Source organism: Pseudomonas sp. NFPP25 (assembly GCF_900116505.1).
Classification (GTDB): Bacteria; Pseudomonadota; Gammaproteobacteria; order Pseudomonadales; family Pseudomonadaceae; genus Aquipseudomonas; species Aquipseudomonas protegens.
The window spans coordinates 393,258-406,705 of sequence record NZ_FPBG01000005.1; the positions used below are offsets into that span (position 1 = coordinate 393,258).

The following is a 13,448-nucleotide window of genomic DNA, read 5'->3' on the forward strand; positions in this document are numbered from 1 at the left end:
AATCCCGGGCGCGACGCCGTACAACTTATCCACAGCTGGCCTCCAGGACGATCCGCCCGCTGGAGCAGGGAGCCCCGTCATTGAGGTAGGCGAAATACAGTTTCTGGCGCTGGGCATCGAAACGCAGGTTCAGCTGGATGCGGTCGCCGGGGCGTACCAGTTGCTGGAACTTCAGCACTTCCATGCCGGCGAAGCGGCCCGGCAGCTCCAGCAGTTGCTGGCCCAGGGCCAGGGCCCAGTCCACCTGCACCACCCCCGGCAGCACCGGGGTCTGGGGGAAGTGCCCGCTGAAGTACGCCAGGTCCGGCGGAATGGCCAGTTGCAGCTGCCACTCCTCCTCGTGCTGCCGTTGCTCCAGCACTTCCGGGGCTTGCGGACGTGGAGCCAGCAGCAGGGCCTGGACTTGCGCCTGGGGCAGCTTGCCCTGGCTGTTCAGCGGCAGTTGCCGCACCAGGCGCCAGCGCCGGGGCAGGGCCAGGGCTTCGCAATGCCCGGCCAGGTGCTGGCGCAGGGCCTGGGTCAGGTGGCGCCGGCCCTGGTTGCGCAGGGCATGCAGGCCGGGCTCGCTGAGCACCAGCAGGGCGCCGAGGTAGGCGCGGTTGTCTTCGATCACCCCGAGCCGCGCTTCCGCCACCCATTCGTGGCTGGCCAGGGCCTGCTCAAGCATGGGCAGGGAAATGCGTTTTTCTTCCAGCTTGACGATGCGATCCAGGCGCCCCAGCAGTTCGAAGCGCCCGTCGGCGGCGATCCGCGCGGCGTCGGCCGTGTGTTCCACATGCCCGGCCGGCAGGTAGGGCGAGGCGATCAACAGCGCGCTGTCGGCATCCTGGCTCAGCCGTACATCGGCGAAGGGCTGCCACAGGCCTGGCCCCTGGCGCCAGGCGATGCCGCCGGTTTCCGAGCTGCCGAGGATTTCCGTCGGCCATTGCTGCAGGCGCTGGTGCAGGCCGCTGGCCGCTTCGGCGGGCAAGGCTCCGCCGGAGGAAAATACCCGCCGTACCTGGCTCAGGGCCGGCCAGTCGAGGTTGTCGCCCATGCGCTTGAGCAGGGCCGGGCTCGCCACCCAGGCAAACGTCGGGCACTCGCGGCTGGCCCGTTGCAGGTCTTCGGGAAATGGCAGCTGGCGGCGTACAAAAGGCCGCCCGGCGCACAGTGGCCAGAGCACGCGGAACAGCAGGCCGTAGATGTGCTGGGTGGCGACGCTGCCGATGATCCAGGCCTGGCCCAGGTCGGCGCCCCACAGGTGTTCCAGGGCGACGACCTCGTTGGCCAGTTGCCGCAGGTTCTTCTCGATGCGCTTGGGTTCGCCGCTGGAGCCGGAGGTGCACAGGCTCAAATGGCAGGTGTCCAGGTCCAGCTCGGCAGGGGTCAGGGGGCTGGCCTGCAACTGGTGCAGGGGCGTGTCCTGGTCGGTCAGCCACAGGTCGACTTCGCTCGACCAGCGCTGGCGGGTCTGGGCTTGCAGGTCGGCGGGCAGCAGCACGCTGGCCCCGGCACGCCAGGCGCCGAGCAGGGCCACCGCCAGTTCCACGGCGTCTTCCAGGTGCACTGCCAGGCGCCGTACGCCACGGGCTTGCAGGGCAGCGGCCAGGCTCAGGGCCTGTTCCTGCACGGCCCCCAGGTCGATGGCCGGCGCGGCGCTGACCGCTCGCGGCGTATGTAGCTTGAGCAACAGCTGCTCAAGGGGAATCCAGTTCATCTACGGCCTCTTACCCGTTGTCGTAACAGCCATTCAATGGCAAACAGCAGGCCCATCAGCCCATAGGCGATCAGGCCGTTGTACAACGTCCACCAGCTCAGCGGCGCCCACAGGGTCAGGGCCGCGGCGAGCATTCCGTTACAGAGGAAAAACACGCTCCAGGCGACGGTCACCTGGCGCGTATAACTTATGGCCTTTTCCGGCAATTGCGGCTCGCTGATGCGGGCCAGGCGCTCTGCCACCGGGGGGCCGTATTTCAGGCTCAGGCCGAACAGGCCGAGCATGAAGGCGCTGATCAGCACCGGGTACCAGCGCAGCAGCGCCGGGTTGTCGAACCAGGCCAGCAGCAGGCAGAACGCGATCGCCGCAATGGCCATCCACAGGCTGCCGGGGCGGCGTTCGCCGGTCAGCGCCCGGGCCAGCCACAGGCCGCCCAGCAGCAGGCCGAACTGCCACGGAGCGAAATGCTCCATGCCGAAGTACACCGCGAAGGGGTAGAGCAGGCCGGCCAGCAACAAGCCCAGGCCGATCAGCCGGCTCATGCGGCCGGCTGGACCAGACGGTAGACCGCCTCGACCACGTCGTTGACGGTGCGCACCGACTTGAATTCCTCGGCGGCGATTTTCTTGCCGGTCTGGCGCTTGATGTGGTCGATCAGGTCGACCGCATCGATGCTGTCGATTTCCAGGTCTTCGTACAGGTTGGACTCGAGGCTGACGCGCTCGGGCTCCAGTTCGAAGAGCTCGACCAGGGCATCGCGCAGGGTGTTGAAGATATCGTCACGGGTTTGCATGGTCGGTTCTCAAGCTGCCTGTTTTGCAGTGACGAACGCCGCAAGGCTCGCCACGTTGCTGAAGTGGTTGCGGGTGTCCTTGGCGTCGGCGTCGATCTTGATGCCGTACTTCTTCTGGATCGCCAGGCCCAGCTCCAGGGCATCCACCGAGTCCAGGCCGAGGCCTTCGCCGAACAGCGTCTGGTCGTTGCCGATGTCCTGGGCACTGATGTCTTCGAGGCCCAGGGCGTCGATGATCAGCAGTTTGATTTCAAGCATCAGGTCCGGGTGTGTATCGCTCATCTCTGGCGAGCTCCTTAATGAAAAAATGGTGCAAGTGCTCATTGAGCTTGCGCGAAGCCTGGGGCGCCGGGCCCTGGGCTGCAAAGGTCTGTGGGTCTATATCGGCACCGACGTGAAAACTGAAGTGCACACGGCGTTGCGGGATGCGGTACCAGGGTTCGGCCTTGGTCAGGGTGCTGGGGCTGACCCGGATCACCACCGGGGTGATGATCTTCGCACCGCGCAGGGCAATGGCCGCCGCTCCCCGATGAAAGGCCGGAGCGGCCCCCGGCTGGGTGCGGGTGCCCTCGGGAAAGACGATCAGGGTCTGGCCTGCTTGCAGCGCCCCGCAGGCACTGTCGAGCATGTCCATGCTGCCGTCGTTGCTGATGTACTGGGTGGCGCGCACCGGGCCGCGGGTGAAGGGGTTGTTCCACAGGCTCTGCTTCACCACGCAGTTGGCGTCGCGGACCAGGCCGATGAGGAACACCACGTCGATCAGCGAGGGGTGGTTGGCGATGATCATCTGCCCCGGTCGCCCGAGCCGCTCGGCGCCCTGGACCTCATAGGTGAGCACGCCGCTCCTGGCCATGAAGCGGATAAACAGCCAGAACAGCCGGCTGACGGTCTTGCGCGCCCGCTGGCGCTGGCGCTGGGCGTCGCCGGGCAGGCAGGCGAGCAGGGGGAAAATCACCAGGCGCAGGCACAAACCACCTATTCCGAACAGTGCAAAGCTCAGCGCCGTGGCCGTCAGGCGCCAGTAGTAGGCATTGCGGCCCTTGGCGCTCAGTGGTTGCGTTGCCAGGTCCATACACGATTCATCCAGGCATGTTGGCAAAAGGTCTGCGCGCCCAGCAGGGTACGCAGCAGATTCAGGGCGTGGGGCCATTGGGCCCTGGGCGTTTGACCGTCATGGCTGCCCAGGGACAACTGCCAGTCGTCGCCGGGGGTCAGCAGCAGGCCCAGGGCATAGGGGAACGGCACGTCGTCGATCCAGCTGGCATAGGCCTCGGGCGGTTGTTCCTCGGTGATCACCAGCAGTACATGGGGGGCGCCGTCGGCCAGCAGCGTGGCCGCCTCCAGCAGGCCATGCTCAAGGCCATCGCCGGCAGCGGCCAGGGCCGTCATTTCGCTGGTTTCGCCGCGCATGATCGACCACAGGCCGATCACTGCGTTGTGTACCGAGAGGCTGAACTGGGTGGGCGACAACGGTTGCTCGGCGGCCAGGTCGCTGAGAATCTCGAAGGTGCGCGGGGTTTCGCCATGCCGGGAGATGAACACCAGCGGCAGTTGTTCCAGGCCCTCGGCCAGGGGCCAGCCGACGCTGAACGCCATGCGCGCCAGGCGGCTGAGACGGCGTCGCTGCATGGCGGGGAGAAAGGACACATCGGGGGCGGCATCGCTGTTTTCAGGCAGGGCCGGTTGACGGCTCCAGGCCTGCCAGGCGTCCACGCTTTCGAGCCCAGGGGCCCACGCACGCCATTGAGCGATGTTGAACTTGATCACTTGATTTCATCCCGCCCCTGCGGGCTTCCTTGACGCGGCATATCGCTTCGATCGGCGATTGGCCTGAGTGACGCGAAGGCGTCAGTGGCGCGCATTATCCCGGTGCGACTGGCTTGTAGCAAATGCTCCTTGGCCTGTTGGTCGCAAAAGCGAAAAATCCGACGCGATGCGAGGTGTCTTTTTGCCACTATCTGAAGTCTTTCAGTCCCAGGTCGGCCTCGGGGCCGACATTGCCCGGTGTTTGTGCCAGGGCTGCGGGTAAGGAAAATCTGTGTGACAGCAAGGTAGCTAAGGGGCCGCGTGGCCTACTACACTCGGTGATCTTTGATACAGGGAGGTCTAGACATGCGGCGTGTGGTGTTCAATCAGAAAGGTGGCGTGGGCAAATCCAGTATTGCCTGCAATCTGGCGGCGGTCAGCGCCAGCGAGGGCTATCGCACCTTGCTGGTGGACCTGGATGCCCAGGCCAACTCGACCCAGTACCTCACCGGCCTGACCGGCGAGGACATTCCCATGGGCATTGCCGATTTTTTCAAGCAAACCCTGTCGTCCGGACCATTCGCCAAGAAAAACCAGGTGGATATCTACGAGACCCCCTTCGACAACCTGCACGTGATCACGGCCACCGCCGAGCTGGCGGACCTGCAGCCCAAGCTTGAGGCCAAGCACAAGATCAACAAGCTGCGCAAATTGCTGGACGAACTGGCCGAGGATTACGACCGGATCTACCTCGATACCCCGCCGGCCCTGAATTTCTACGCGGTATCGGCGCTGATCGCCGCTGATCGTGTGCTGATCCCCTTCGACTGCGACAGTTTTTCCCGTCAGGCCCTGTACGGCCTGCTGGCGGAGATCGAAGAGCTGAAGGAAGACCACAACGAGGGGCTGGAGGTCGAGGGCATCGTGGTCAATCAGTTCCAGGCCCGGGCCAGCCTGCCGCAGCAGATGCTCGACGAACTGATCAGCGAGGGCCTGCCAGTGCTGCCGGTGTACCTGGGCAGCTCGGTGCGCATGCGTGAATCCCACCAGGCCAGCATGCCGCTGATCCACCTGGACCCACGACACAAGCTGACCCAGCAATTCGTCGACCTGCACAACCTGCTGGAAAACGCCTGACCCTCAAGAGGCCATGAGCGCAGGGTTTGGCCTGCGGCTCTTGGCGCTGCGTCAAATCCCCTGGCTGCGCAGCCAGCTCAACAATTGCGGCAGTGGCAAGGCGCCGCTTTGCCGGGCTACTTCCCGACCGTTCTTGAACAGAATCAGGCTGGGGATCGAGCGAATCCCCAATTGCCCCGCCAGCTGCGGGTTGGCTTCACTGTCCAGCTTGGCCAGGCGGCACTTGCCGCTGAGCTGCGCGGCGGCTTGCTGGAAGACCGGCGCAAAGGATTTGCACGGCCCGCACCAGTCTGCCCATACATCCACCAGCAACGGCAGGTCGCCCTTGATCTGGCTGGCGTAGTCGCCCTGTTTCAAGTCAAAGGGTTTGCTCAGCAAGACCTCGGCCTTGCAGCGCCCGCACTTGGGGTGGTCCCCCAGGCGCTCGGCGGGAATGCGGTTGAGGCCGTTGCAGTGCGGGCAGGGGATCAGCAGTGGGTCGGACATGGTCGGGCTCCGCAAACAGGGTAGAGCGCCTTAGATGGCGGCGCCCGGGGGCAATATCAAGTCGCAGCGGTCGGCCTGGAGCCGTTGCGGCTCCAGGGCTCATGCGCTGGGCGGGGCCAGTTCGACGCTGACCAGGCGGTCCATGGAGCGGCCGATGTAGAAGGTAAAGGGCCGCCCCAGCGCCATGGCCATGCCCTCGCACCTGCCCATGAAGCCGATGTGTTGCAACGGGGAAATCTCCCCGTCCTCGTGGTACTGCAGGCCCAGGGAGCCGACGCTGAAACCGACGCGGTCGGCCCGGCGGTCCGCTCGCGTGCCCCAGGAGGTCTTGATCGCGGACAGTTGGATGCGGTTGTCGAACAGCATCTGGTTGAGCGTGGGGTTGGCGAAAGTGATGTTGCCGAACAAGTATTGCGCCGGTTCGCGCTTGCCGTCTTTCCACTCCAGATACACGTTGTAATCCCCTGTGCCGCTACCGGCCTTGCTGCCCATCTGGCTGAACGGTATGCCCGGCGCCTGGAGGGTGGCCTGGTATTGGCAGAACGCCTCGTTGGGCGTGCCGGTGGCCGCGAGCTTGCCGCTGATCAACTCCTCCATCGAGTAATGAAACAGCACGTCGGCGTATTTCACCGGCTCCAGCGCCAGGGAGAAGCGTCGCGGCAAGGCCATGGCCCTTTTGCGGTACTCGGGGGTGGTGTATCTCCCGGTTTGCGGGGCGATCTCCAGAACGGCTTCGAAGGTGGCGGCTGCGCGTGCCTCGACAATCTCGCTGAACAGCGCTTGCAGGCGCTGGCGCTGGGGTTCGGGCACGCTGCTGTCCAGGCTGATATGCAGGGTCTTGTCGTCCTTGCGGTCCATTTCCAGGCCGATGGCGTCGGGTTCGATGCCGATCCCGGCAGCCATCTGAGTGATGGCCTCTGCGAAGTACGGCACTATCCGGGCCTGCTGGGGGTTACCCACTTCTTCCTGGAAATGCAGGGTGAGGTAGGTCTGCTTGCAGCCGGTCAGCAGCATCAGCAAGAGGGCGGCAGTGGAGAGACGTCGGTTCAATGGAAATCCTCGTCGCATAGTGGCTGTTAGCGGTAATCGACGCTGGTCAGGCGATCCAGGGTCCGGCCCATGTGAAAGGTGAACGGCCGGCCCAGGGCCTGCATCTTCTGGTCGCACAGCGCTTGCAGCTCGTCCTTGCGGGTGTCGAAGGCCAGGGCCGAGGTCAGGGTCTGGACGCCGATGGAGCCGATGACGATGGCGAATTCGTCAAGGGGCACCGGGGCGGGCCGGGTGATCTTCGAGCTGGATGGCCAGGCCTGGACGGTTTTGTGCTGCAGGAGCCGGTTCAGGTCCGGGTCATCGAAATGTACCTTGAGTGGCACCTTGGCAATGCTGCCGCCGCGGGTCAGCAAGGAGATCAGGCCGCGCTCGCTGTTGTCCTGTTCAAGGGCTTCGTAGGCGATCAGTTTCAAGGGCCTGGGCATGGCCAGGCGCGCGGTGATCTTGCAACTGACCGGGCCTTCGATTTCGCTCGCGTTGACGATGGCCTGCATGCTGTCTTCGTAGCTGCGGTCCAGCAGCATGCCGAACTCCGGCTCGAACGCCAGGGTGGCGTCGATGTTGTCCGGCAGGTCGCTGGTGCCGGAAGGGGTGACCTTGGCATGGGCGTTGTCCAGCTCCAGGCGCAGGTTCATCGAGCTGGCATTTCGCGCGCTGACGACCTGTTCGAGGATGGCCTTGAGGCTGCCCCGTTGTTCCGGGCTCAGGGAGTAGTCCACCAGGCGCAGGTGAATGACCTTGTCGTCCTCCTGGTCCCGCTCCAGGGCGATGGCGTCCGGGTCCAGGCCCTGGGCGCCGAGCGCGGTGTAAATGCTGTGTTTGTACGCCTCGTGCACCAACTGGTCGGAGTATTGCGGGCCGGCCTTGGGGTCGGAGCGCACCGACTCCTGGAAGTGCAGGGTGGCGAAGTCTTCCTTGCACCCGGCCAGCGACAGCAGCAGGGGCAACAGCAGCAGGTAGCGACGTTTCATGGCGGACTCTTGCAGGGCAGCGATGGTGGCAGGGCTCGGGGCATGGGCGAGCGGTGAAGGTGGCAGCCAGGCCGCCAGTGCGTCATTGGGCCAGGCGATGTCCGTTGAGGCCGATGACCACGGCGAACTTCTTGGCGATCACCACTTCGGCCTGGTTGTTGTCGGCCAGGAAGCTTTCCATCGGGAAGGGAAATTCCACGGGAATACCGGCGATCGACATGTGTTTCACCGACTGGACCTGCAGTTCCAGCCCGTCGCTCGCGGTGCCGCCGCTAATCAGATAGACGCTGTCGCTGATCGGCTTGTAGGACATGCCGCCGCTGCCCTGGATGCGTTGCAGGCTGGCGGTCTGTTTGGCCAGCTCGTCCAGTTCGGCCTGGGTAATGCTGCGGTGCGCCTTACCGTGCAGGTGCAGGTCCTGCAGGTTCATGCGGTACTTGGCGCGGCGGCTCAGGTAGATGACGACCGACACCAGGCTGAAGACGACCAGGGCGAGGGTGGCCAGGGTGAAGAACAGGTTCATGTGCATCCTTGCAGGTACTGGAAATCAGGGCGCGCATTATCCCTGCCCGTCAGTGGCGGGTCCATGCGCAATCCCAGGTTGAGCCAGTGCTGGACGGCAAGCGCCTGCTCAACCTGCGGCAGGTCCGCAGGTTGGCCTAGGGCTTGAAGGTATCGATGGACAGCTTCGCCCGACTCAGGACGAACAGCTGATTTCCAGGTGCTTGCCCCACTCCGGCGGGCGTTCGGCGTAGCTGTCCATGCCGGGCTGTTCCTCGAAAGGCCGGCTCAGCACCTGATGCAGGCGGCGCACTTCGCTGTAATCCCCGGCTTCTGCGGCGTCGATGGCTTTCTGCGCTAAATAGTTGCGCAGGATGTACAGCGGGTTGACCGCGTGCATGCGCGCGCGGCGCAGGTCCTGGCCCCGGATCGGATCGCGGGCGACCCGTTCCCGGTACAGCCCGGCCCAGGCGTCGAAGCCGTTGCGGTCGACGAAGTCGTCCCGCAGCCGTGCCAGCGCCTGCTCCGGGGCGTGCTCCCCCAGCTGGCGGAAGAACAGGCTGTAGTCGACGCCGCTGTTCTGCATCAGTTGCAGCAGGCGTTCCACGAGCTTCTGGTCGTCGTCCTCGGCCTGGGTGAAGCCCAGGCGCCGGCGCATCAGGTCCAGGTAGTGGGCCTGGTACAGCGGCAGGAACAGGCCCAGGCTTTCGCGCAGTGCCTCGACACTGATGAACGGCGTCAGGGCCTGGGCCAGGGCGCTGAGGTTCCACTGGCCGATGGGTACCTGGTTGCTGAAGGAGTAGCGCCCCTGATCGTCCGAGTGGTTGCAGATGAAGTGGGCGTCGAAATCGTCGAGGAAGGCGAACGGGCCGAAGTCGAAGGTGATGCCCAGGATCGACATGTTGTCGGTGTTCATCACCCCGTGGCAGAAGCCATAGGCCTGCCATTTGGCAATCAGCTCGGCATTGCGCTCGACGATCTCGCGGAACATCGCCAGGTAGGGTTCAGGCAGCTCTTGGCACTCGGGGAAATGCAGGGCCAGCACATGCTCCCCCAACTGCTTCTGCTGCTCGGGTTTCTTGGTGTAGTAGAAATACTCGAAATGGCCGAAGCGGACATGGCTCGGTGCCAGGCGCAGGACCATGGCCCCGCGCTCCTGCTTCTCGCGCCATACCGGAGTGTCCGAGCCGATCACGCACAGTGCGCGGCTGCTGGGAATGCCCAGGGCATGCAGGGCCTCGGAGGCAAGGAATTCGCGGATCGACGAGCGCAATACCGCGCGACCATCGCCCATGCGCGAATACGGCGTCTGGCCGGCGCCCTTCAGGTGCAGGTCCCAGTGTTCTCCCGCCTGGTTGTAGACCTCGCCCAGCAGCAGCCCGCGGCCGTCCCCCAATTGCGGGTTGTAGGAGCCGAACTGATGCCCGGAATAGACCATCGCCCGGGGCTCGGCCTCGGCCCACAGCTTGTGCCCGCCGAACAGTTCGGCGAACACCGGGGTTTCGGCCACGGCCGGGTCCAGGTCCAGCAGCGCCATGGCGCCAGGGCTGGCGGCCACCAGCCGCGGGTTGTCGAGGGGTTCGGGCAGTACGTGGGTCGAGAAGGCGTCGCCCAGGCGGGCGAAGCGGTTGTCGAAGGTCAGTTCGTCGAGGGCTTTCAACGGCCATCTCCCAGCAGAATGTCCGAGTATTCTGCTGGGGAAAGAGGCCTTAGTCGAGTTTGCTGGCCGGCGGTTCCTGCAGCGGCTTGCCCTCGGCCACCGGGACTATGGTCTTGGCCTCGGGTTCGATGGGCACCATCTTGTATTCCTGGCCGTGGAGGTTCTTCAGGTAGACCTCCATCTGCCGGAACGAGATGTTGATGTGCTGTTTCTTGAACTCGCGGTTGATGAAGCGGTTGACCTCGTCGACCACCGGGTTGCGGTCCCCCAGCTCGCGCACGTGCATGCGCAGCTCATGGTCCAGGGTGCTTTCACCGAAGTTCAGGAAGTACACATGGGGTTCCGGCTCCTTGAGTACCCGCGGGTTCTCCCGGGCAGCCTTGAGCAGCAGTTCCTTGACCAGGTCCAGGTCCGAACCGTAGTCGACACCGAGCTTGAGGGTCACCCGGGTGATGGTGTCGGTCAGCGACCAGTTGATCAACTGCCCGGTGATGAAGGTCTGGTTGGGGACGATGATGTCCTTGCGGTCGAAGTCGGTGATGGTGGTGGCGCGGATGCGGATCTTGCTCACGGTGCCCGACAGGTTGCCGATGGTGATGGTGTCGCCGATCCGTACCGGGCGCTCGAACAGGATGATGATGCCGGAGATGAAGTTGGCGAAGATCGCCTGCATGCCGAAGCCCAGGCCCACGGACAAGGCGGCCACCAGCCATTGCAGCTTGTCCCAGCTGACCCCCAGGGTCGACAGGGTGGCGACGAAACCTATCCCGGCGATGGCGTAGGACAGCAGGGTGGTGGTGGCATAGGCGCTGCCCTGGGCCAGGTCCAGCTTGGACAGCACCAGTACCTCCAGCAGGCCAGGCAGGTTGCGCGCCAGGGCGAAGGTGATGCCGACGATGATCAGCGCGCCGATGACGTCGCCGATGCTGATGGGCACCATGCTCATGTTGGCGCCGGTGCCGCTGGTGTATTCGTAGAGGGTGACGTTGTCCAGGTAGGAGAACACCGTGATCAGGTCTGCCCATACCCAGTACAGCGCCGCCATGAAGCCGCCCAGCAGGGCCAGGCGGATCAGGCGCAGGGATTGCTCGTTGACCTTCTCGATATCCAGGGTCGGCTCTTCCACCACCGCCTCGCCGCTTTCCCCGGCTTCCTTGGCGGCCTGGCGCTTGCTCAGCGCGCGCTGGTAGGCCAGGCGCCGGGCCGCCACGCTCAGGCCGCGGACGAAGGTGGCCTCGATCACCAGCCAGAACATCAGCAGGTACAGGGTGTTGATCAGCCGGTCGCTGAGTTTCAGGGCGGTGTAGTAGTAGCCGAAGCACACGGCGATGAACAGGGCGATCGGCAGCAGGGTGAAGAGCACGCCCACGGCCTTGCGGAACAGCGAGGTGTTCTGGTGGGTCGGGCTGCTCAGCAGCAGGCGGCTCAGCAGCCAGGCCATCAGTGCATAGCAGGTCAGCACCACGGCGATGCCCAGCACGTCCTCGGCCAGGGCCGCAGGCTGGTGCTCGGCCACCGCCACCACGGCCACCAGTGCCAGGACCACCAGCCCCAGGCGGCGGACCCAGCCCTGGAGGAATTCCACCTGGGGTTTTTCCCAGCGGAAATGCAGTTCCGCCACGCCGCCGGGGGCGAGGATCCGATAGGCGGTATAGAACACCAGCCAGGCCTGGGCGATCTGCAGCAGCGCGGCGCCGAGGTTGGCGTTCTGCCCACGGGCGTCGATCTGCAGGGCGTAGCCGCACAGGGCCAGGACCAGGGTCACCGGCATCGCCAGGAGGATGTTCACCAGGATCGCCAGCGGTGTGTGCCACTGGCTGTCGCGTTTGAAATGGCCGATGTCCCTGTGCACCTTGTTCAGGCGCGCATACAGGGCCTTGCGCCGCCACAGCAGGGCGCCGAACAGCAGCGCCAGGGGCAGGAACAGCAGTGGCCGCTGGGCCAGGCCGTCAGTCAGTTCGCTGAGGCTGGAGGCCCAGGGCAGGGTAGTGACCTGGCGCTCCAGGCGCACGGGGACGCTTTGCAGCCACTCGGCGTCCAGCGGCTTGTTACTGGGGATCCAGAACATCTGCTCGTCGAGGGTCGCTCGCAGGCTCTGGGAGGTGCTGAGCAGCTGCTTCTGGTTCAACTGCAGGGTGATGGATTCATTGAGCAGCGCGCTCAGCTCGCGGTTCAGGCGTTCCAGCAGGTCGGCGCGGGTGATGGCGAGATCGATCAGGGTCCGGCGCAGTTGTGGCGTGACCTGTTCCGGGGGTTGGTTCTTGAGCAGGTTGTCGACGTAGGTGCTGGGGCTGCCCAGCAGCTCGCGCTGTTGATTGACTTCGAACTGATAGAGGCGGATGTCGGCGATTTCGTCCGCCAGGTCGCGGTCCAGTTTCAGGCGCGGCAGGGCCTGCTTCTGTTTATAGAGGATCTTCGACAGCAGCAGGCTGCCCTTGAGCACGTTGATCTGCTCGTCCAGGGCCGCATCGCTCTGGGTCACGCTGTCCAGCTGCTGCTTGGTCAGCAGGTTCTGCTGGGTCAGTTCGTTGAGGCGGTCGGTGCTTTTGAGCAGGTAGTCGGAGAGCCTGAGGTTGCTGGCGCTCTCGGTGGCCAGCAGGCTGCTGCTCCCGGCCTTCTGCGCCTCGATGGACTGCTGGGTCACGGTTTCCTGGGACTGGGCCAGGCGCTTCTGGTTGATCAGGGTCTGCAGGTCCTGGATTTCCTGCTCCAGGCGCGCGGTCTTTTCCATCAGCAGGTCATGCTGGCTACTGCCCAGATCCTGCAATTGGCTGTTGCCGGCCAGCTCCTGGCGGCGCAGGGGGATCAGCGCGTTGATCGCTGCCAGCTCGGCGTTGAGCAGGTTGCGCTGGTCGGCGCTGAGCAGCTTGCCGCCGTCCTTGCCGGATTTGAGTGCGGCGTTGATCTGCAGGATGCGCGTCTGGCTGCTGCTGATCTCCGCCTGGGCGCGCTCGGGGCGGGTCTGGGCGGTGATGTCCAGGGTATTGGCGTCGGCCAGGGCCTTTTGCAGGTCGCCCTGCAGGCTGGTGCGTTCGGTCAGCAGCTGTTCGAGCTGCGATACCGGCAATGAGCCGTAGCGCTGGATCACCGGGACCACTTTGCTGGCTTTCAGGCGGGCCAGTTCACGCTGGTTTTCCGATGTCTGGCGCGGGGCATTGCTCAATTGCTGCTTGAGATCGCTCAGGCGCTGCTCATAGTTCTGCTTGTTGGCCAGCTGGTTCAGGGTGTTCTGCAGCAGGGTCTGCAGGGCCTTCTGGTCGGCCTCCGGCAGTTTGCGCTCGGCGATCTTGTCCAGGCTCTGCTGGACCGCCTCGGCGCTGGGCGGGTCACCGCCCTGTACCGCGCCGACAGAGAGGCTCAGGCCCAGCAGGGCAACAGCGAAAAATTTACGCAGGATAGGCATAG

The 13,448-nt window shown here is 64.8% G+C and carries 13 protein-coding genes; 1 reads left to right on the plus strand and 12 read right to left on the minus strand.

Features of this window, described 5'->3' with window-relative positions; genetic code table 11:
- Window positions 1-25 precede the first annotated feature (25 nt).
- Genes BM382_RS21770 through BM382_RS21795 form a run of 6 tightly spaced genes read right to left on the minus strand, consistent with a single transcriptional unit; the run spans window position 26 to window position 4,259 of the window.
- Complete coding sequence (locus BM382_RS21770) at window positions 26-1,699, minus strand: ApeI family dehydratase (protein ID WP_072443873.1); 1,674 nt, start codon at window positions 1,697-1,699, stop codon at window positions 26-28.
- Entirely contained in the window at window positions 1,696-2,241 is a 546-nt protein-coding gene (locus BM382_RS21775) for a COG4648 family protein (protein WP_072443875.1), read from the minus strand. Before BM382_RS21775 ends, BM382_RS21770 begins: the two co-directional genes overlap by 4 nt.
- The gene (locus BM382_RS21780; RefSeq protein WP_011058850.1) at window positions 2,238-2,492 is read right to left on the minus strand and encodes an acyl carrier protein; all 255 of its coding nucleotides are present in this window, start codon (window positions 2,490-2,492) and stop codon (window positions 2,238-2,240) included. The genes BM382_RS21775 and BM382_RS21780 overlap by 4 nt, the downstream gene beginning before the upstream one ends.
- Before the next feature lie 9 nt (window positions 2,493-2,501).
- A complete protein-coding gene (locus BM382_RS21785) occupies window positions 2,502-2,774 on the minus strand; it encodes a phosphopantetheine-binding protein (protein WP_011058851.1) in 273 nt (90 codons plus the stop codon).
- Window positions 2,743-3,564 carry a lysophospholipid acyltransferase family protein gene (locus tag BM382_RS21790; RefSeq protein ID WP_011058852.1) on the minus strand — a complete coding sequence of 274 codons (822 nt, stop codon included), beginning with the start codon at window positions 3,562-3,564 and terminating at the stop codon, window positions 2,743-2,745. Before BM382_RS21790 ends, BM382_RS21785 begins: the two co-directional genes overlap by 32 nt.
- Window positions 3,540-4,259 (minus strand): beta-ketoacyl synthase chain length factor, encoded by a 720-nt coding sequence (locus BM382_RS21795; RefSeq protein ID WP_011058853.1) that lies wholly within the window; start codon window positions 4,257-4,259, stop codon window positions 3,540-3,542. Before BM382_RS21795 ends, BM382_RS21790 begins: the two co-directional genes overlap by 25 nt.
- Before the next feature lie 345 nt (window positions 4,260-4,604).
- Here BM382_RS21795 and BM382_RS21800 point away from each other — a divergent pair, with 345 nt between their 5' ends.
- Window positions 4,605-5,375, plus strand: coding sequence for a ParA family protein (locus BM382_RS21800; RefSeq protein ID WP_011058854.1), 771 nt, complete (start codon window positions 4,605-4,607; stop codon window positions 5,373-5,375).
- Between the two features lie 51 nt (window positions 5,376-5,426).
- Here the strand turns inward: BM382_RS21800 and trxC are convergent, their stop codons facing one another.
- The 6 genes from trxC to mscK all read right to left on the minus strand — a co-directional run bounded on the left by trxC (window position 5,427) and on the right by mscK (window position 13,446).
- Window positions 5,427-5,861 (minus strand): thioredoxin TrxC, encoded by a 435-nt coding sequence (trxC, locus tag BM382_RS21805; RefSeq protein ID WP_015633888.1) that lies wholly within the window; start codon window positions 5,859-5,861, stop codon window positions 5,427-5,429.
- A gap of 99 nt (window positions 5,862-5,960) precedes the next feature.
- Window positions 5,961-6,911 (minus strand): hypothetical protein, encoded by a 951-nt coding sequence (locus BM382_RS21810; RefSeq protein ID WP_239690417.1) that lies wholly within the window; start codon window positions 6,909-6,911, stop codon window positions 5,961-5,963.
- Window positions 6,912-6,937: 26 nt separating this feature from the next.
- Complete coding sequence (locus tag BM382_RS21815) at window positions 6,938-7,882, minus strand: hypothetical protein (RefSeq protein ID WP_011058857.1); 945 nt, start codon at window positions 7,880-7,882, stop codon at window positions 6,938-6,940.
- 82 nt (window positions 7,883-7,964) lie between these two features.
- Window positions 7,965-8,405, minus strand: a complete 441-nt coding sequence (locus tag BM382_RS21820; RefSeq protein WP_072443879.1) for an IgaA/UmoB family intracellular growth attenuator — start codon at window positions 8,403-8,405, stop codon at window positions 7,965-7,967.
- 174 nt (window positions 8,406-8,579) lie between these two features.
- Window positions 8,580-10,043 (minus strand): protein adenylyltransferase SelO, encoded by a 1,464-nt coding sequence (locus BM382_RS21825; RefSeq protein ID WP_072443881.1) that lies wholly within the window; start codon window positions 10,041-10,043, stop codon window positions 8,580-8,582.
- A 49-nt stretch (window positions 10,044-10,092) separates the two neighbouring features.
- Entirely contained in the window at window positions 10,093-13,446 is a 3,354-nt protein-coding gene (gene mscK / locus BM382_RS21830; protein WP_019095204.1) for a mechanosensitive channel MscK, read from the minus strand.
- Between the last annotated feature and the right edge of the window lie 2 nt (window positions 13,447-13,448).